Genomic DNA, 19,130 nt, shown 5'->3' with positions numbered 1-19,130 from the left:
ATTTGTCATTTAAGCTATAGCGGGCTTGAAATTTAGGATTTTATTTTAATTCGGTCGGTACGTGCAAACTTACCGAGCTTTAATATTAGTCAAATTTATCAGCCACGCTGTAAAATCAGCCAGCTGTTTTCAAATTTCTTATCTTTTAAATTTTGCTTTGTAATCCACAGATAAATTTTTGCCGTAATCGCACCACATCATATCGGTTTCTTCGTTGCTGTCAATTTGCAAAAGCAACTTCCAATCAGGGATGTTTTTCTCAAATTCAAATCTTTTAGGGCTTTCATACGCTCTTTCGTCTCCGCAATATAGCCCGTTTGTTACAAGTTCGCATTCTAGCTCCATGCCGTCTTGGATATTGTTTGAGTGTCCTAGAATTTTATTGCTGTTTCTTTGTAAGATTCATAGAACATATCATAAATTTCATCTATTTCTTCATTGTAAAATTTTTCGCTATCTATAAGGTCGCTTTCATAATCGGGAAGTTCGATTTGACTGGAAAAATTAAGCTTTGAAGCGGGAAAAATTTCTGTGTTTTCAGGGGCTTGTTTTCTTTCTAGCTCATTTAAATTTCCGTCAAAATAAAATACTTTTTTGCCATATTTATCTTTTGGGTCATAACCCCACGGCATATAAATACAGTCGTAAAACAGATACAAGATGCCGGAATGTGGAGGTATGCACTCTTTATCTTAATCTATCGTAATCAATCCTGAAATCAAAAAATTTGCTCCGGAATTTATCGCTTTTTATAAGGTTGTATTGGATGGCCGCAGCTTCGATATTGCCTACTTCTTGGTAAAGATAAGCAAGTGCAAGGCGACTATCTGATGAGTTTGGATCGGTTAGCTTTGAAAGTTCTAAAAGAGCTATTGCGTTTTGCGGATTATTTGAGCCAATCGCTGCGACCGCAGCCATAAAGAGCGTGCCTGCGTCATTTATCTTAAATTCGTCTATCAAGCGGTTGTATATGCCGTAGCTTTCCTTGAAATCATTTGTAAAAATATCGATATAAGCAAGAGTTTGAAGCAAATTTGTATCATCTTTGTTGCCGTTTAGGATTAAATTTTTAAGCTTTTCTCTTTCGTAATTTAAAAGCCCTGAAATTTGCAGTAGCTTTATGTATTGCTCTTTGATGATGTTTGCACCGTGATAAAACGCTGCTTCATTTAGATTTTTGGTGTGGAAATGAATTTGTATCTGCTTGACGTACTCTTTGATATTTTTATCATCGAATTTGGCGATGAAATTTAAGATATTTGCGATGACGTCATCAGGTAATTTTGATTTTAAAACCTCGCTTTTTGCTACAAATTCGTTATTTCTATTTGAAATTTTAGCGATTATTGCATCAAAGGCCAAATTTAAAGCGTTTTGCTCCTTATCTTCCTCAAGCCATCTTATGAGCGCATTTTGATTTCCGGTGACAAGTTCGGTTAGGGCTTTATATAAATTTACCTCTTTTATCTTGCTGTCGTGCTCTAAATTTTCGCTTATCTCTTGGAGCAGCTTTGCGTTATTTTCGTTATTTATATCGTTTGCTATCGCGCCAAAGACTCCTGCAAGGTGATTTGTAGGATCAAGATGATAGCTTGTGATGAAGTGCTTTGCCGCAAGCGAGAAGTTGCCAAGCTGAGCATAGCTTAAGGCGAGATTGTAATGCAAGACCGAATGCTCTGGGTATAGCGATATTAGCGTTGCAAAGTGCGCATTGGCATCTTTTAGCTTGTAGTTTAATGCGCTTGCGATAGCCTTTGAAAGCTCTAAATTTACTTTTGATATCGTCCCGCTGGCGCTTAGATAGCTACTTGCCGAGCTTGCATCATCAAGAAATAGGCTAACTCCGCCCTTTCTTATGTAGTTTATCGTTTGGCTCGCGTCAAAAACCTTATAAGGTGCGAAATAAAACAGCACTTCATACCGTCTTGTCTTGTCAAAAAATATATCGTTTCTAAAGTGCGTTTGAGCCAAATTTACGTCAAAAAGTTCGGATTTTAAGATCGCTTTTATAGGGAATGTATTTTCGATAAATAGCTTGTCTTTGGCAAAAACCGTCTTTAAGCCGTCCGCTCCTAAGGCATAATTGCCCGTTTTGATGTCGATAAGAGCGAGTATCGTGTCTATTTTATTTATTTCGTCGCTATTTTTAAGGGCCAAATTTAGCTTGCTTCTAGCCTTATCGTACTGAGCGTTTCTGGCGTAGAGCATGCCAAGAGCCAAATTTGCGTCAAATTCTTTTTGATTTTCCAGCTTTTGTATCGCCTCTTCATCTTCTCCAAGATGTGTTAGAATTTTAGCGCTTAAGTAGTCGTATTTGTTTTTATAGTGACGCTCGGTAGGATAAGAAAGAGCGCGTAAGGCCTCGATATACTCTCCTTTGTAGTAGCGTATAAGGGCGTAATAGTAATTATAAAGAGGTGAGCCAGCCTCTTCTTGCAAGAACGAATTTGCCAGATCTATATAGTATTCAAAGCTTTTTGTGTTATTTAGCTCAAGCGAACTTACGGCGGCATTTATAGCACTTACCGCGATATTTTCTTTGTTATTTATCGCTTTTTTAAAGGACTCTATGGCTTCTGTGAATTTCTCCTGCTTCATCTGCGAAACGCCTAAGTTGTAATTAGATAGCGATTCGTTATAGATGGCTACGTTTTCATAAATTTTAAGAGCCTCAAATTTATTGCCTTTTTCGTATAGTATATTTGCTTTTTGTATCATATCGTCAATCTTTGAAGCCCCGAATTTCTCCACTTCAAAACGATCTTCGATATCTCTTGCAAGTTGGCTTGGATCAAATTCGGGCTTTTTATCTCTGGTTATAAAAAATAGTGTCGTTACTAGAGCGATTACAAGCAAAATGCCGATTGCACCAAATAAAAATAGCTTTTTCCTGCTCTTTTTTGGTGAGATATCTTCGCTTGGTGTTTCCTCGCTACTATCTTGCAGTTCATCAAGCGATATGAGGTTTTCTTCTTGGCTTGCGCCTTTTTGCTCATCGCTTGGGCTTTTAGGATCGGCCTCTTCTAGTATTACGACATTATCGTCAGCCACTACATATACCTTTTAAGAACTTCCGGAATTTCGATCGTGCCGTCGCTTTTTTGGTAGTTTTCCATGATGGCTATGAGTGTTCTGCCTACGGCTAGGCTTGAGCCGTTAAGCGTGTGAACGAGTGTGTTTTTCTTACCGTCTTTAAAGCGAATTTTAGCTCTTCTTGCTTGGAAATCGCGAGTGTTTGAAACCGAGCTTATCTCTCGGTATCTATTTTGCCCCGGCAACCAAACTTCAAGGTCGATGGTTTTTGCTGCGCTAAAGCCAAGATCTCCGCTACAAAGAAGCAGATGTCGGTGCGGTAAGCCAAGCGAAGTAAGCAGGTCGCTAGCACACGCCACCATATCCTCAAATACTTTTTCGCTTTGTTCAGGCGCGGTTATGCTTACAAGCTCTACCTTTTCAAACTGGTGCTGGCGTATCATGCCGCGAGTATCTTTGCCCGCAGAGCCCGCTTCTTGGCGAAAGCAAGCCGAGTAGCAAGTCATCTTTATAGGTAGATTGCCGGCATCGATGATTTCGTCGTTATATAAATTTGTAACAGGAACTTCGCTAGTTGGGATTAGATATAGATCTTCGTCGCGAATTTTATAAAGATCTTCTTCAAATTTTGGCAGCTGTCCCGTGCCGTAAAGCGTGCGAGAATTTACTAAAAACGGCACATTTACCAGCTCAAATCCGCGAGACATATTAAAATCAATCATATAATTAACAAGCGCTCTGCTAAGCTTTGCACCGTCTCCCTTTAGCACCGTAAAGCGGCTTCCCGCAAGCTTTGCCCCACGCTCGAAATCAAGCCAACCAAGCTTCTCGCCAAGCTCGTAGTGCTCCTTTGGCTCAAAGTCAAATTTGCGCGGCTCAAGCACTTTTTTAAGCTCGACATTATCATCCTCGTCTTTTCCAAAAGGCACGTCATCATCGGTGATATTTGGCACACCCGAAGCTATGCCGTCAAGCTTTTCGTCAAGCTCGCGAACCACTTTTTCGGCTTCATTCATCGCGACTTTATTTGAATTTAGCTCCTCTTTAAGCGTGCTTACGTCCTCGCCGTTTCTTGCTTTGATGCCAAGCTCCTTGCTTTTAGCGTTTTGGATAGCTTGAAGGCTTTCTAAATTTTGGCGTTTTGCTTTAAGTTCGTTAAAAGTCGCTAAAAGTTCGCTTAGAACCTCTTCTTTTATCTTTTTCCCTCGTAGTTTTGATACGAATTCATCGTAGTTTGTTTCAAGTAGTTTTAAATTTATCATTCTAATACCTATCTATAAATTCCCGTTGCTTCACGCACTCTTTCAATGAGCGGAAGCGCTACTTCGCGAGCCTTTTTTGCGCCCGCCAACAATATCTCATTCACCTCGTTTTCATGACTTAAGTAGTATTCGTATTTTTGCCTTGCTGAAGCAAAATACTCCCACACCAGTTCGTTTAGATACATTTTAAAGTGTCCATGCCCTTCACCGCCGCGCTCGTAACGCTCTTGCAGCGCTTTTTGTCCGCTTTGGTTTAAAAACAGCTTTGCTATATTATATACATTGCAGGTTTGCCACTGCTTAGGGGCTTCAAGCGGTTCAGATGAGGTTGTTATAGAGCCGATTTGCTTTTTAAGCGCTTTTGCATCGCTAAAGATGTCTATTGTATTTCCGTAGCTCTTACTCATCTTAGCTCCGTCCGTTCCGGGCACGGTTGCGACGTTTTCATCAACTTTACTCTCGGGTAGAGTAAAAATTTCTCCATGTTCGTTGTTAAATTTAATAGCTATGTCGCGAGCTATCTCAACGTGCTGAATTTGATCTTTGCCGACAGGAACGACGTTTGCGCTAAATAGCAAGATATCGGCAGCCATAAGCACGGGATAGCTAAAAAGCCCGTGATTTGCGCTTATGCCTTTTGCTGTTTTGTCTTTGTAGCTGTGAGCGCGTTCAAGTAGTCCCATCGGAGTGTATTGGCTTAGCACCCAGTATAGCTCAAGCACCTCTTTTACGTCACTTTGCACCCAAAATACGCTTTTGTTGGGATCAATACCAAGCGCAAGAAACGCACATGCCGCTTCAAAGGTATTTTGCTTAAGTCTGCTCGCCTCGCTAACCGAAGTCATGGCGTGGTAGTTTGCGATAAACATAAACATATCGCTACTATCTTGCGCATCAACCATTTGCTTTATCGAGGCGAAATAGTTGCCAAGATGCAGCTTGCCCGAGGGCTGAAGTCCCGTTAATACTCTCAAATTTCTATCCTTTTTGCCTGTCTTTAAATTTTTTAATAATCTCTTTTGCTATTTTTTCAGGGGTTTTACCTTCGACATCGATGGTGATATCGGCTTTTTTCTCGTAAATTTTCTTTCTTGTTTTAAACAGCTCTTTTGCTTTGTCTCTATCTTTTAAAAGCGGACGTTTGGCAAATTTCTTCTGGGCGTTTTGGCTATTTTCTATGCGTTTTATTATGCCCTCAAAGCTTGATTTAAGATATATAACAGTGCCGATTTTGTTTAAATTTTTAACGTTTACGAAGCCTCCACCGCCTGCTATCACGCAGTTTTGCACGTTAGCGGCTAAATTTTTAGCGACTAATCGCTCTTGCTTTCTAAAATACTCTTCGCCCTTTGTCTCAAAAATTTCGCGAATTTTTAAATTCTCGCTACTTTCGATAAGATCGTCCGTATCAAGCATGAGTCGCTTTAATTTTTTGCAAAGTTCCCTTGTGACCGTTCCTTTTCCAACACCCATGAAGCCGATTAAGACTAAGTTACTGCTCATCTTTTTCCTCGCTGCTTCTGTTTTTTGGTATGAGCACGACAGGAACGCCATTTAGATCAAATCTTTCGCGCAGTTTGTTTGTAAGATAGCGTTTATAACTAAAGTGAAGCGCGCGCGGACGATTCATTATAAGAGCTATCTTAGGCGGCGCAAAGCCAAATTGCACGGCATAATAAATCCTAACGCTCTTGCCTTTTTCACGCGGTATCGGGTGGATTTTGGTAGCTTCTTCAATGAGTTCGTTTAGTTTTGAAGTCTGAATTTTTTGAGTGAAATTTTTATAAACTTCAAAGATGAGCGAGTAAATTTTATGCACTCTCTTGCCGCCAAGCGCGCTAACGCTGATTATCGGCGCGTATGTTAGAAATTTAAACTTATCTTTGATGATTTTTTTCATCTCGTCAAACTCTACTTCGCTTTTGTCCCATTTGTTTAGCACGATTATCACGCCGAGGTTAAATTTGCTCGCAAGCCCTGCGATACGCTCATCAAGCTCGGTTAGGGGCTCGCTAGAGTCAAGCACGAGTAGGGTGATATCGGTGTTTTCAAGCACGCTTTCTGTTCTATTTAGCGCGTATCTTTCGATGCCTTCTATCTTGCCGCGCTTTCTGATGCCTGCGGTATCGACAAATTCTATCACTCTATCTTCATAAACAAATGTTTCATTTACGGGATCTATAGTAGTGCCTGCCACATCGCTAACTACGGCTCTTGCATCCTTAACCAAAGCGTTTAAAAGCGAGCTTTTGCCTACATTTACGCGGCCTATAATTCCTACTTTTATATTTTTTGATTCGAAATTTTGCTCTTGGATAGTATCGCTAAATTCGCCCTCTTCATCAAAATTTTCTAAAAATTCGTCAAAATCATCATCCAAGTCGGGTCTGATCTCGTCTTTAAGGTGTTTATAAATCCAGTCGCTAAGCTCATCCACTCCCGCATTGTGAGTGACGGATATGCTAAAGATATCTTTTGCGCCGAAGCTATCAAATTCCCAAGCTCTCTGCTCGTCTTTTTTGCTATCTACTTTATTTACGACAAGCGCGGTCGGCAAATTTAGCTTTAAAAGTGCATAAAACATAGCCTTATCTTCATCATCAGGGAAATTTTTGCCGTCCACCATGTAGATAATCGCGTCTGAATTCTGCGCCTCTTTGAGGGTTTTTTCCTTAACGTTTCTAAAAAGCTCGCTACTGTCATCAAGTCCGCCGCTATCTACCAAAATACACCTTTTATCATCTATCGTGATCTCGGCCTTGTTCGTGTCGCGAGTGGTTCCGCTTACGTCCGAAGTGATAGCTATGCGCCTTTTTGCCAAGCGATTAAAAAGCGAACTTTTACCTACGTTTGGCTTTCCGACAAGTATGATTTTTTGCACTTTATATTCCTTTAAATTTCGCTATTATACAAATTTTTGCCTGCGATGTTTATAAATTTAAGCCGTTTTGCACTACAATACGCTCAAATTTTAAAAAGGTTATGGAGTTGTTGCATAAATTTTTAATGAGGCATTTGGGCACTTATTATATGATTATCGCTTGTATGCTTTTTGCGATAACAGGAGCTCTTGCAAAAGTAATAAGTGCCGATATGCCGTCTATCGAAGTTGTCTTTTTTAGAAATTTGATCGGCCTTGTGATGATCGTTTATTCGCTTTATAAAAAGCCTGCGCATCAAAAGGGCGGACATCCGTATCTGCTCATATTTAGAGGAGTTATCGGCACGCTTGCGCTCTTTGCGTTTTTTTATAACATCGCTCATATAAATTTAGGCGCGGCATTTACATTTTCTAAAACCAGCCCGATATTTACGGCACTTCTTGCGGCGATGCTTATGGGCGAGAAGCTAAGCTCGCGTGGATGGATGGCGATATTTATCGGATTTGGCGGGATTTTGCTTATCATACAGCCTGAGCTTGGTATCTCAAAGACCGATTGGCTTGGAATTTGGAGCGGAGTAGGGGCTGCGATGGCGTATACGAGCGTTAGAGAGCTTAAAAAGAGCTATGATACTCGCGTTATAGTCTTTTCTTTTATGGGGTTTGGCACGGTTCTTCCGATCGTTTTTATGGCTTTGGCGGAATTTATCCAGATAGACGGCTTTGAATTTTTGTTTTCCAAATTTGTCCTGCCTGATACTAAAAATATCTTTTTGATCCTTTTAATGGGTGTTGCAGGGCTTTACTTTCAGATGTATCTTACTAAAGCTTATGCGGCTAGTAAAAAGGCGGGCACGGTTGCGGCTGTAAGCTATGCCGACGTCATCTTTACTATTATCATCGGGTATTTTATGGGAGATGGACTGCCAAACACTGTTGCATTTTTGGGTATAATTCTAGTAATTCTTAGCGGAATTATAGTGGTAAAGGAGAAATAATGATACTAATCGCAGGGCCTTGCGTCATCGAGAGCGAAGAGCTTGTTTTTGATGTGGCAAAAAGGCTTGTGAAATTTAATGAAGATAATAGGATAGAGTTTTATTTTAAATCAAGTTTTGATAAGGCAAATCGCACGAGTATAAATAGCTTTCGCGGTCCCGGGCTTGAAAAGGGTTGTGAAATTTTAGCTCGCGTGAAAAAAGAATTCGGCTTTAAAATTTTAACGGACATTCACGAGAGCTATCAAGCTAAGCCTGTAGCTGAGGTTGCCGATGTGCTTCAAATTCCTGCGTTTTTATGTCGTCAAACCGATCTGCTTGTGGCTGCGGCTAAGACAAATTCGGTCGTAAATATCAAAAAAGGGCAGTTTTTAGCAGCAAGTGCGATGAAGCATTCGGTTAAAAAAGTGCTTGAAACTCGCGGTGTAGATGGCGACGGATATGAAATAGCTAAACAAAACGGAATTTGGTTAACTGAGCGCGGAAGCACTTTTGGATATGGGAATTTGGTCGTTGATATGAGAAATTTGGTTTTGATGAGAGAATTTGCACCCGTGATATTTGACGCTACGCATAGCGTTCAGATGCCTTCGGCTCTTGGTGAAAAGAGTGGCGGAGATGCAAGATTTGTGCCGTATCTTGCAAGAGCGGCGGCAAGTGTGGGTGTGGACGGGTTTTTTTACGAGACGCATATAAATCCGTGTGAAGCGATGTGTGATGGACCAAATATGTTAAATTTAGACGAGCTAGATAGAGTTGTAGAGCAGACGCTAAAAATTCAAGACTTGCTGCAAATTTGAGTATAAAATGGCAAAAAGTAAAAATGCAAATTTGCACAGGGCAAAAAGCGGAAAGAATGATGAATTTTACACGCAGTTTAACGATATACAAAACGAATTAAAGCATTATAAAGAGCATTTTAAGGATAAAGTCGTACTTTGCAACTGTGATGATCCGAAGCAGTCAAATTTTTTCAAATATTTTGCTTATAATTTCTATCTTTTGGGGCTTAAAGAGCTGATTACGACATGCTATAAAAACGCAAGCGGAGAAGAATTCTCCGCCTTAAACAAACCAGGATTGTTTGACGGCGAAGCCTGTTCTCTCTCTCTCTCTCTCTCTCGTTGCGCCGAAAAATCGTGCTATTTAATCTATAAAGGTGTAGATGAAAACGGCAAAGAGCTAAGAGACGGCGATAAAATTGATGAATTTATCGCTCGTTTAAAGCCAAATTTATTAAATCATGATAAAAATTATCCTGCAGGAGATTTTCGCTCGCTTGAGTGCATGGAGCTTTTAAAGAAAGCCGACATCGTTGTAACAAATCCGCCGTTTTCACTCTTTCGCGAATATGTTGCACAACTTGTTGAGTATAATAAGAAATTTTTGATAATCGGAAATATGAACGCTTTGACTTACAAAGAAATTTTTAGATTAGTTAAAGATAATCAAATCTGGCTAGGAATTTCTATTACAAGCGGAGATAGAAAATTTAATGTACCTGATAGTTATCCGCTTAATGCTGCAACTTGTGGAATAGAAAAAGTTGAGAAAAACGGTGTTATGGTAGAGCAAAAATTTGTGAGAGTTAAAGGTGTTAGATGGTTCACAAATTTACAGCATAAAAAACGAAATGAAATTTTAGAGACGATTTACGATTACGATCCTCAAAAATATCCAAAATACGACAACTACGATGCTATAAATGTGGATAAAACGATTGAAATTCCGCTTGATTATAAGGGTGCAATTGGTGTGCCGATAACATTTTTGGATAAATATAATCCAAGTCAGTTTAACATAATTGCACTCGGAATTATCGGCTCGATAGATTTTTCTTGCAATAAAAAAATGGAAATTTTGGATAAAAATGGACTTCCTACCGGTAAATTTACATTCAATGCAAAAGGCACGCTTTATCGTAAATTTGATCCGCAATTAGATAAAAAACCGGCGTTTAAAGATTGTGAGACAGGAGAATTGTATTCAAGTATTTACGCAAGAATTTTAATCAAAAACAAAATCCCAAGGGGCAAGATATGAAAATAGAGCTAAAGCAAATCACCATAAGAGAACTAGTAAAAGATTATGTAAGAGACGAAGAAAACGGACAGGTAAGCGGCTACGGCGGAGCTTTAAACATACGACCGAAATACCAAAGAGAATTTGTCTATAAAGATAAGCAGCGAGACGCGGTGATAAATACCTGCCTTTGGGGATTTCCGCTAAATACAATGTATTGGGTGAAAAACGGCGAAAATGATTATGAAGTACTTGACGGACAGCAGCGCACGATAAGTATTTGTGATTTTGTAAATGGAGATTTTAGCCTTGATAAAATGGCTTTTAAAGCACAGTGGGCAAGTAGTGTAACGGGATTTCACACTATGCCTACTGATAAAAAAGAGCGGTTTTTAGACTATGAACTTATGATCTATATCTGCGAAGGAAGCGACAGCGAGAAGCTTGAGTGGTTTAAAACCATAAATATAGCGGGTGAAAAGCTAACAGATCAAGAGCTAAGAAATGCGGTTTTTACGTGTGAGTGGCTTAGCGATGCGAAAGTAAAATTTAGTAAACGTAACTGCTTAGCGATGCAAAAAGGCAAAGACTATCTCAAAGGAGAACCCTTAAGGCAGGATATCTTGGAGCGAGCTATAATGTGGAAAGTGGGCTCGAAAGATGAGGCGAATATAGAAAAATATATGGCTCATCAAAAGCAGACAGGTGTCAAAAATGCCGATGAGCTGTGGTTTTATTTTAGTGGCGTAATCGACTGGGTAGAGGCGAAATTTAGCAGATATCGAAAGGAGATGAAAGGGCTTGAATGGGGCTTTTTGTATAATAAATTCAAAGATAACTCGCTTGATGCAAAGGAGCTGGAGGAGAGAATTTCAAAGCTGATGAAAGATAGTGAAGTCGGCAAAAAAAGCGGAATTTATGAGTATGTTTTAAGCAACGATGAGAAATTTTTAAATTTGCGTGTTTTTGATGATGAGATAAAGCGTGAAGCATATGAAAAGCAAGAAGGGATTTGTCCATATTGCAAGCAATTTTTTGAGATTGAACAGATGGATGCCGATCACATAGTAGCATGGAGCAAAGGCGGTAAAACTGTGCGAGAAAACTGTCAAATGCTTTGCGGCGAGTGCAATAGAAAAAAGGGCAATAGGTAAATTTATGAAACTTTCGCTAAAATCGCTATAAATTTTAACGAAGGAAAACTATGAACATAATCGAAGGAAATTTAAAACTAAGCGGAAAAGAAAAAATCGCAATTATCAACGCGAGGTTTAACCACATCATCACCGATAGGCTTGTCGAAGGCGCTAGAGATGCGTTTTTGCGACATGGTGGAGATGAGAAAAATTTAAGCCTTATTTTAGTTCCGGGAGCATTTGAAATCCCTATGGCTCTTGAAAAAGCTCTTGAAAGCGGCAAATGGGACGCGATATGCTGCGTTGGAGCGGTTATTAGAGGCTCAACCCCTCATTTTGACTATGTTTCGGCTGAAACCACAAAAGGCATAGCAAACGTAACTCTTAAATACGGCAAGCCCGTAACATTTGGCGTGCTAACGGTAGATAGTATCGAGCAGGCCATTGAGCGAGCGGGCAGTAAAGCCGGAAATAAAGGCTTTGAAGCGATGAGCGGCGCGATAGAGCTTTTAAATTTATATAAAAATATAAAGGTTTAAAATGGCAACTCGTCATCAGGTTAGACAAGCCGTAATATCGCTGCTTTACGCTCAGGAGATGGGTAGCGAGATGAGTGAATTTAAGGATGAATTTTTAGAAGAAAAAAAGATAAGAAATGAGCAAAGAAATTTCACGACTTCGCTTTATGACGGCGTCAATGGAAATTTAACCGCTCTTGATGAGTTGCTTAATTTCCACTTAAAAGAGTATAAAATCCACGAAATCGGCGTTGTAGAAAGAGCGATACTTCGACTCGGAGCTTACGAGATGAAATTTACGGACACTGATAAAGCGGTCGTGATAAACGAGGCGATAGAGCTTGCCAAAGAGCTTGGTAGCGACTCTGCGCCAAAATTCATAAACGGTGTGCTTGATGCGGTAAGGAGTGATATATGAAACTTTGCGTAGCGCTTGATATGGCGACGATGGAGCAAAATTTAGCTTTGGCTAGAGAGCTAAAGGGGCTTGATGTATGGCTTAAAGTAGGACTTAGAAGCTATTTAAGAGACGGAGCTAAGATAATTGACGATATAAAAAAGATTGATGATTTTAAAATTTTCTTAGATCTTAAGCTGCATGATATACCAAACACGATGGCCGATGCCGCAGAAGTGATAGCAAGCTTGCCCGTTGACATGATAAACGTGCACGCAAGTGCAGGAAAAAGGGCGATGAGTGAGGTCATGAACCGCTTAAATGCACTTAAAACTCGTCCGATAGTTTTAGCTGTGTCCGCACTTACAAGCTTTAGCGATAATTCGTTTAGGATTGTTTATAATGACAGCATTAAAGATTTTGTGCTCAAATTTTGCGTGAGTGCTTATGAGGCTGGGCTTGACGGTATGGTTTGCTCTGTTTTTGAAAGCAATATGATAAAAGACGCAACATCGCGATTTTTTCTGACGTTAACGCCGGGAATTCGTCCGTTTAACGAAGAGGTAAACGATCAAAATAGAGTTGCCGATCTTGAAGTTGCAAAGCAAGAAAATAGCGACTTTATAGTTGTTGGAAGACCAATTTATGAAGATGACAATCCTCGCGAAATTTGTGAAAGAATTCTTGCCGAGATAGAGATACCTCGTGAGTCGGTTTAAGGATATTCCTTATGTTGGAGCTGCTACCGAGGCTGATCTTATAGCACTTGGGTATACCGACATCGCTTCACTAAAGGGCGCAAATGCAGAGGATATGTATGAGCGCACTAAAGCACTTGGACGAGGAAGCGACAGGTGTATACTTTATGTTTATCGTTATGATATGTTACTACGCAAATACGCCAAATCCTGATAAGAGCAAGCTTAAATGGTGGCTTTGGAAGGATTGAGCGGTTTTATTGTTTGGTTTTAGACTTTTGGATTTGTTGTAAATTTTAGCTTGAGTTTAAAATTTAAACGTTTTTAAATTGGCGTATTTGTCAAATTTTAAGTGTTTTATAAAGATAAATAAGTAAAATAACTCTTTTTATTCACATGGACAGATGGGTGAGCGGCTGAAACCACACCCCTGCTAAGGGTGCAAGTCTTAATCGGGCTTCGAGGGTTCAAATCCCTCTCTGTCCGCCACGAAGCCCTAAACTACGGCATTTCAAAGCACTTTTTAAAAAATGAAAAATCGCTCTGCCGACCCCCGCCGGCAAAATTAAACATAAATGCTTATATCTCGGTTAAAGTCATCTAAGTTTTGATTAAGGTAATTTACATAGACATCGTAAATCATTTTTGTAGATGAATGACCTAATAAATTTGCAAGTTCAACCGGAGTAGCTTTTATCTTTAAGAACACAAAATAAAACGTATTTAGTTTTTAAAAAATAAAGCTAAAATTACCTCAGTTTAAAATTTCGAATTTTTACTTTTTAAAAGGTTGATAATTATTATCTAAATTAAAATAATATGCTATAATTTTTGGAAAATTTTATTTACAAAGGATTAAAATGAAAGAAAAAGTAAAATCTCTAATCGAGAAAAATCCAAAAATTTCATTGGGCGAAATCGGCAAAGAGCTTGAGCTTAAAGAGATGGAAGTGCTTTTGAATTTGCCTTGTGAGTTTTGCAAAGTCGCCGGCGGAGATAAATTTGATGAAATTATCGGCGAGATAGGCGGCTGGGGAGAGGTTTTGTTTGTTAAAAACACACCTTCTTTCATAATAGAGTTCAAAACAAAAATTCCAAGCGGGCAGCACGCTCAGGGATATTATAATTTTAGTATGAAAGAGTCAAATTTCGGCGGACATTTAAAAGCAAGCGATATAGATAAGATATTTTTCGTGACTCAAACATTTATGGGTATGCTCTCAAAATCGGTTCAATTTTACGATAAAAACGGAGAAAATATCTTCAAGCTTTATATCGCAAGAGATGAAAAAAGAAATCTTTTGGAGTGCCAGGAGAGGGCTTTTGAGGATTTAAAAGCAAAATTTTAGACTTTAAATTTCTCTTTTTTTCTGTATTGGCGGTAATAATTTGGTTAAAATTTACCGCCACATACTCATCCTTACTCTTTTAAATAGGTCAAATTTAAGGCGATATTCTCAATAAATTTAAATTTTATTCATCGTGCTAAAACGTTTATGCACAATTAAAATTTATACTTAAGCCATAAGGCTATTTTTTAATACAAAAATAGCCTACCGATATATTATTTATCCATGAAAGCTTTGTGCAAATAGCCATGTAGTGATTTAAGCTTAAATTTATTAAACAAATATTTACCAGCTTTAGAGCTTTTAACCCCTTTTTAAGCACTGTTTATATATTGTTTTATAAAATAAATTTTTAAAAATTATTTTTAATATTTTTTTAAATTTATAAGTTATTTATTATGTCTAAGAATGCCAATCATATTTATATATAGGAGAATGTCATGAAAAAAGCTTTGCTTTTAAGCAGTTCAAGTTACAAGGATACAGGATACTTAAATCACTGCAGACCTTGGATAAATGAGTTTTTGCAAGAGTGCGGAGTAGCTGATGAGGAGATACTTTTTATCCCTTATGCAGGCGTTCGTCGCACAAACGATGAGTATGAGCTAAAGGTTCAAGACTGCTTACAAAACAAAAAAGTAAAATCAATCCACAAATTTAGCGACTTAAAACAAGCCGTAAAAGACGCTAAAGTAATATCTATAGGCGGAGGAAATACTTTTGTTTTACTTCACTATCTTTATAAATTTGACCTAGTTGATGCGATAAGAGAAAGAGTTGAATCCGGCGTGCCTTACTTTGGCTGGTCTGCAGGCGCAAATGTGGCGGGAAGCACGATAATGACAACAAATGATATGCCTATCATCATGCCAAAGCTATTTGACGCACTAAATTTGTTCCCTCATCAGATAAATCCTCACTTCATAAGCGGCAAAATCGCGGGACATAACGGTGAAAGCAGAGAAGAGAGATTGGAGGAATTTTTGATCGTAAATCAGCAAAGCACCATATATGCTCTTCCTGAAGGTGTTGCGCTTAAGATAGCTGGTAATAGTGCAACCGTTATGGGAAATGATGCTGTTTTAAAGATGATGTATAAAAAAGATACAGAAAGTATCGCAGTGGGAAATAGTTTTACATTTTAAATAGATTTTAATTTTTATTTAAATTTATGGTGAATATAATCAAACAATAGATAAATACAAAAAGACAAAATTTACAAGAAAGGTTGAATATGGCTACTTTTAAGCTAATATGCGCCGTTTTAGGTCTAGTTGCAGTTGTTTATCTGCTTATTAAAAAGCGAGAGACTAAAACCGTTTTGATCGGTGTAGGTCTTACTCTTTGTGTTATTTGTTTGACACCGCTTGACGCGCTTGCACAATTTACCAAGTCGATGACTTCGGCTGGACTCATTAAAGCTATTTGTGCCAGTATGGGTTTTGCTTACGTTATGAAGGTTACTAAGTGCGATCAGCATCTTGTAGTGTTACTTACAAAACCTATGAAAAACATAGGCTTTTTGCTTGTTCCTATTACTTTTGTTATAACGTTTTTCGTTAATATTGCCATCCCTTCTGCGGCCGGTTGTTCTGCTGCGGTCGGTGCCACGATGATACCTCTTCTTATGGCCTCAGGCGTTCGTCCTGCGATGGCGGGAGCCGCGGTATTTGCGGGAACTTTCGGCGGTGTTTTAAGTCCCGGTTCGGCTCACAACGCATACGTTTCAGAGATGGCTAAGGTAACTATTCCTGATGTTATCAAGGTTCAGTTTCCAAATGCAATGGCGGCATTTATAGTGGTTTTGGTTATATTAAGCATAACCGCACTGCTCTTTAAAGACTACCAAAAGGGTCAAGATTTTTCACATAAAGCTAACGACGGTGCAGCCGCAGAGCCTATCAAAGTAAATTTGCTATACGCTCTTATGCCTTTAGTGCCGCTTGTCATCTTGATCATCGGCGGAACCGATCTGCATAAAATTTCATTTTTAACATGGACTAAGATGGGTGTTGCCGAGGCGATGCTTCTTGGTGCAATTTTGGCGGTATTTGTTACTTGGACAAGCCCTGAAAAGATCACAACCGAGTTCTTCAAGGGTATGGGAAGCGCATATGCCGAAGTTATCGGTATCATCATAGCTGCGGGCGTTTTCGTCGCAGGTCTTAGAGCTTGCGGGGCGATAGATGCTATAACCGAGGTTTTAAAACACTCAGAAGAGTTCGTAAGACTGGGCGGAACGTTCATACCTTATCTTATGGCGGTAGTTACAGGATCGGGAGATGCTGCTACTATGGCGTTTAACGGCGCTATAACAGTGCATGCGCAAGATCTTGGATTTGAGCAAACCAAACTAGGTATGGCTGCTGCTATCGCAGGCGCTCTTGGTCGCTCGTCATCTCCTATAGCCGGTGCTGCTATAGTTTGTGCCGGTCTTGCCATGGTAAGTCCTGTTGAGATTGCAAAAAGAACGGCTCCTGCTATGGCCGTAGCTGTTTGTATAATAGCGTTTTTTATGATTTAGTATTCAAAAGGTCGCATCTTGCGACCTTTGCTTTACAAATTTTTAATTTCTCACTCTAATCAAATTCACACATCAATACGTACAAGAAATTTTAAGGAATTTATTTATGGACGCTTTTATATCGGGATTTGGTATAGGATTGTCGCTGGTTTTGGCTACCAAAACTCAAAACGCTTTTGTGCTAAATCAAAGCATTTAAAAGCAATACGTGTTTTTAGTCTCTGTATCATTTGCACCGTTTCGGATGCTGTTTTGATCTTTGCAGGATGGGTATATAGTATATCAATTTAGATATCTTAAATACATAGCCAGATACGGCGGAGCGGCATTTTTACTGTTTTACGCGATAAAGAGCTTGAGTGCGGCTTACACTATGAACCATGCGCTAACCCCAAAAGAACTTGCCACGCCATCTTTGGCTAAAACAGCTCTTTTGACGCTTGCCTTTACTTGGCTAAATCCTCACGTCTATCTTGATACGGTCATCTTGATACGGTCATCTTGATAGGGTCGGTTTCTACTAAATTTGGTGCCGATGCTTATGTTTTTGGCTTTGGAGCCATGAGTGCTTCTTTTGTGTTTTTCTTTTCTTTGGGATATGCTTCAAGGCTTCTTGCTCCTATATTTCAAAAAGCCGTAGCGTGGAAAATTTTAGAAATCGTAGTAGGTATTATCATGCTACTTCTAGCCGCTAAGTTGATTTTTGCTTAAATTTAAAGAAGAAATTCCCGCAAATTTATAGCGGGAATTTGTAAATTATTTGGCTAAAATTTTGATTATCTCTTTAACCACGTCGCTTGAAGCGCGCAATGATTTTACAGGTAGATATTCGTAAATCGAGTGGAAATTATGAGCTCCGGTAAATAAATTCGGACAAGGAATGCCTTTTTCTGAGATTACCGCTCCGTCATAGCCGCCTCTCATAGGTATGACTTTAGGCTCTATTCCTAAATTTTTGTAAGCCTCTTTCGCAGCTTGTATAGGCAGGCTATTTTCGCCGTCTTTTAGGTAGTTAAAGACGTTTTTGTATCTGTCGGCAAGCTTTATTGTTACTCTGTTTTCGCCCCATAATTTAGCGCATGTGTCGGTTAAATCCTGTAAAAATTGCATACGCTCTTCGTATTTCTTCTCGTTAAATTCTCTTATATCAAGCTTTAAGATAGTCTTTGCGCTGTTTCCGCTCAGCTCTTTTACCCAGTAGTATCCTTCGCGATTTTCGGTGTATTCGGGAGCTTCGCCGCCAGGCAGCATGGATATAAATTTATGCGCCATTAAAAGCGAGTTTATAAGCTTGCCTTTAGCGTTCATCGGGTGAGCCGATTGTCCAGTAAATGTTACTATAGCGTCTCCTGCATTCCAGTTTTCATAGATAAATTCGCCTATACCGCAGCAGTCTAAACAGTAGCCAAAATCGGCATTTATCTCGCTTGCTACAAGCGCTTTTGCGCCTCTTAAGCCTTGCTCTTCATCTGGTAAAAATCCTACTATGATATCACCATGCTCTACACTTGGGTTATCTACGAAATATTTTACTGCATTCATTATGCTTGCGATCGCCGCTTTATCGTCGGCTCCAAGCAGGCTTGTTCCGTCCGTTACGATTATATCGTCATCTACATAGTTTTTAAGCTCAGGGAATTCGCTCTCTTTCATAACGATGTTTAACTCTTTGTTTAGCGTTATATCTCCGCCTTTGTAGGTTACTATTTGAGCTTTTGTGTCGTTTGTTTGCTCCGCGCTTGTGTCAAGGTGAGCAAAAAACGCAACCGAAGGAATTTTTTTACTTGAATTTGAAGGCAAAATCGCAGTTGTTATCGAATTTTCTCGTCTTTTGATATTGCTTAATCCAAGCTCTTTTAGCTCGCTTTCAAGAAGCTTTGCAAGCTCCATTTCTACGGGATTTGAAGGCATGATGCCGGCGGCACCCGCTTCTCTATTTGTCGTAGTATTGATCTTGGTGTATCGTAAAAACCTATCTACTATATCCATATTAAGCCTCCTAGAATTGGTAATTTGATCATAAAATTATAGTGCAATAAAAATTAAAAAAGTATTTAGTAAATTTTATAGCCAAACCTTAAAATAGGCGTTTATGACTATGAAGATTTTGTAAAATTTAATGCTTATTATCAAGTTTTTAAGGAGTTTTTATATTTTAACTGTAATAAATTTAAGAGAAAAGATAGTATTTTAGGGACTAAATTCAAATTTAGTCAGCAAATTTTAGGCGGAAAATTCTCTAAGTAGAGTAGTAAGGTTATATAAATTTAGGCTTAAATTTAATGCTTCATGTAACGCTTTGATACGAAATC

The 19,130-nt window shown here is 39.0% G+C and carries 18 protein-coding genes, 1 tRNA gene and 2 pseudogenes; 14 read left to right on the top strand and 7 right to left on the bottom strand.

Going from position 1 to position 19,130, the window contains the following annotated elements; genetic code table 11:
- Nucleotides 1–138: 138 nt before the first annotated feature.
- The 6 genes and pseudogenes from CDOM16188_RS11285 to der form a co-directional block, all read right to left on the bottom strand.
- Nucleotides 139–632 (bottom strand): annotated as a pseudogene (locus CDOM16188_RS11285) (DUF1963 domain-containing protein).
- A 55-nt stretch (nucleotides 633–687) separates the two neighbouring features.
- On the bottom strand, nucleotides 688–3,051 hold the full coding sequence (locus CDOM16188_RS05180) for a tetratricopeptide repeat protein (protein WP_172199854.1): 2,364 nt from the start codon (nucleotides 3,049–3,051) through the stop codon (nucleotides 688–690).
- Nucleotides 3,051–4,295 (bottom strand): serine--tRNA ligase, encoded by a 1,245-nt coding sequence (gene serS, locus CDOM16188_RS05175; protein WP_172199852.1) that lies wholly within the window; start codon nucleotides 4,293–4,295, stop codon nucleotides 3,051–3,053. The genes CDOM16188_RS05180 and serS overlap by 1 nt, the downstream gene beginning before the upstream one ends.
- An 8-nt stretch (nucleotides 4,296–4,303) precedes the next feature.
- On the bottom strand, nucleotides 4,304–5,269 hold the full coding sequence (trpS, locus tag CDOM16188_RS05170; protein ID WP_172199850.1) for a tryptophan--tRNA ligase: 966 nt from the start codon (nucleotides 5,267–5,269) through the stop codon (nucleotides 4,304–4,306).
- Between the two features lie 4 nt (nucleotides 5,270–5,273).
- Nucleotides 5,274–5,798, bottom strand: coding sequence for a shikimate kinase (locus CDOM16188_RS05165; protein ID WP_172199848.1), 525 nt, complete (start codon nucleotides 5,796–5,798; stop codon nucleotides 5,274–5,276).
- Nucleotides 5,788–7,176, bottom strand: coding sequence for a ribosome biogenesis GTPase Der (gene der / locus CDOM16188_RS05160; RefSeq protein ID WP_172199845.1), 1,389 nt, complete (start codon nucleotides 7,174–7,176; stop codon nucleotides 5,788–5,790). The genes CDOM16188_RS05165 and der overlap by 11 nt, the downstream gene beginning before the upstream one ends.
- Before the next feature lie 107 nt (nucleotides 7,177–7,283).
- Here der and CDOM16188_RS05155 point away from each other — a divergent pair, with 107 nt between their 5' ends.
- From CDOM16188_RS05155 to CDOM16188_RS11275, 14 genes and pseudogenes are all read left to right on the top strand, one after another.
- On the top strand, nucleotides 7,284–8,174 hold the full coding sequence (locus CDOM16188_RS05155) for a DMT family transporter (protein WP_172199843.1): 891 nt from the start codon (nucleotides 7,284–7,286) through the stop codon (nucleotides 8,172–8,174).
- Nucleotides 8,174–8,974 (top strand): 3-deoxy-8-phosphooctulonate synthase, encoded by an 801-nt coding sequence (gene kdsA, locus CDOM16188_RS05150; protein ID WP_172199841.1) that lies wholly within the window; start codon nucleotides 8,174–8,176, stop codon nucleotides 8,972–8,974. The genes CDOM16188_RS05155 and kdsA overlap by 1 nt, the downstream gene beginning before the upstream one ends.
- A gap of 7 nt (nucleotides 8,975–8,981) precedes the next feature.
- A complete protein-coding gene (locus tag CDOM16188_RS05145) occupies nucleotides 8,982–10,217 on the top strand; it encodes an adenine-specific methyltransferase EcoRI family protein (RefSeq protein ID WP_172199839.1) in 1,236 nt (411 codons plus the stop codon).
- Entirely contained in the window at nucleotides 10,214–11,350 is a 1,137-nt protein-coding gene (locus tag CDOM16188_RS05140) for a DUF262 domain-containing protein (protein ID WP_172199837.1), read from the top strand. The genes CDOM16188_RS05145 and CDOM16188_RS05140 overlap by 4 nt, the downstream gene beginning before the upstream one ends.
- Nucleotides 11,351–11,400: 50 nt before the next feature.
- Nucleotides 11,401–11,871: a 6,7-dimethyl-8-ribityllumazine synthase gene (ribH, locus tag CDOM16188_RS05135; RefSeq protein ID WP_169940120.1), complete on the top strand. Its 471-nt coding sequence runs from the start codon at nucleotides 11,401–11,403 to the stop codon at nucleotides 11,869–11,871.
- 1 nt (nucleotide 11,872) lies between these two features.
- Nucleotides 11,873–12,268, top strand: coding sequence for a transcription antitermination factor NusB (nusB, locus tag CDOM16188_RS05130; protein WP_172199835.1), 396 nt, complete (start codon nucleotides 11,873–11,875; stop codon nucleotides 12,266–12,268).
- Nucleotides 12,265–12,966 carry an orotidine-5'-phosphate decarboxylase gene (gene pyrF, locus CDOM16188_RS05125; RefSeq protein WP_172199833.1) on the top strand — a complete coding sequence of 234 codons (702 nt, stop codon included), beginning with the start codon at nucleotides 12,265–12,267 and terminating at the stop codon, nucleotides 12,964–12,966. The genes nusB and pyrF overlap by 4 nt, the downstream gene beginning before the upstream one ends.
- A pseudogene (locus CDOM16188_RS05120) lies at nucleotides 12,953–13,196 on the top strand (helix-hairpin-helix domain-containing protein). The gene pyrF and the pseudogene CDOM16188_RS05120 overlap by 14 nt, the downstream one beginning before the upstream one ends.
- Nucleotides 13,197–13,343: 147 nt before the next feature.
- Nucleotides 13,344–13,434: transfer RNA gene (locus CDOM16188_RS05115), tRNA-Ser, on the top strand.
- 371 nt (nucleotides 13,435–13,805) lie between these two features.
- On the top strand, nucleotides 13,806–14,294 hold the full coding sequence (hutX, locus tag CDOM16188_RS05110) for a heme utilization cystosolic carrier protein HutX (protein ID WP_172199831.1): 489 nt from the start codon (nucleotides 13,806–13,808) through the stop codon (nucleotides 14,292–14,294).
- A gap of 440 nt (nucleotides 14,295–14,734) precedes the next feature.
- A complete protein-coding gene (gene pepE, locus CDOM16188_RS05105) occupies nucleotides 14,735–15,439 on the top strand; it encodes a dipeptidase PepE (protein ID WP_172199829.1) in 705 nt (234 codons plus the stop codon).
- Between the two features lie 89 nt (nucleotides 15,440–15,528).
- A complete protein-coding gene (gene dcuC / locus CDOM16188_RS05100; protein WP_172199826.1) occupies nucleotides 15,529–16,818 on the top strand; it encodes a C4-dicarboxylate transporter DcuC in 1,290 nt (429 codons plus the stop codon).
- A 259-nt stretch (nucleotides 16,819–17,077) separates the two neighbouring features.
- Nucleotides 17,078–17,323: a LysE/ArgO family amino acid transporter gene (locus CDOM16188_RS11280; RefSeq protein ID WP_253908134.1), complete on the top strand. Its 246-nt coding sequence runs from the start codon at nucleotides 17,078–17,080 to the stop codon at nucleotides 17,321–17,323.
- Nucleotides 17,320–17,529 (top strand): LysE family transporter, encoded by a 210-nt coding sequence (locus CDOM16188_RS11275; RefSeq protein WP_253908133.1) that lies wholly within the window; start codon nucleotides 17,320–17,322, stop codon nucleotides 17,527–17,529. Before CDOM16188_RS11280 ends, CDOM16188_RS11275 begins: the two co-directional genes overlap by 4 nt.
- A gap of 45 nt (nucleotides 17,530–17,574) precedes the next feature.
- On the opposite strand, the gene pepT is transcribed toward CDOM16188_RS11275, so the two are convergent.
- Complete coding sequence (gene pepT, locus CDOM16188_RS05090) at nucleotides 17,575–18,807, bottom strand: peptidase T (protein WP_172199823.1); 1,233 nt, start codon at nucleotides 18,805–18,807, stop codon at nucleotides 17,575–17,577.
- Nucleotides 18,808–19,130 lie beyond the last annotated feature (323 nt).

This window comes from Campylobacter sp. RM16188 (assembly GCF_012978795.1).
GTDB classification, from domain to species: Bacteria; Campylobacterota; Campylobacteria; order Campylobacterales; family Campylobacteraceae; genus Campylobacter_A; species Campylobacter_A canis.
The sequence above is the reverse complement of the archived record's forward strand: the minus strand, read 5'-3'. Positions and strand labels throughout refer to the sequence as shown.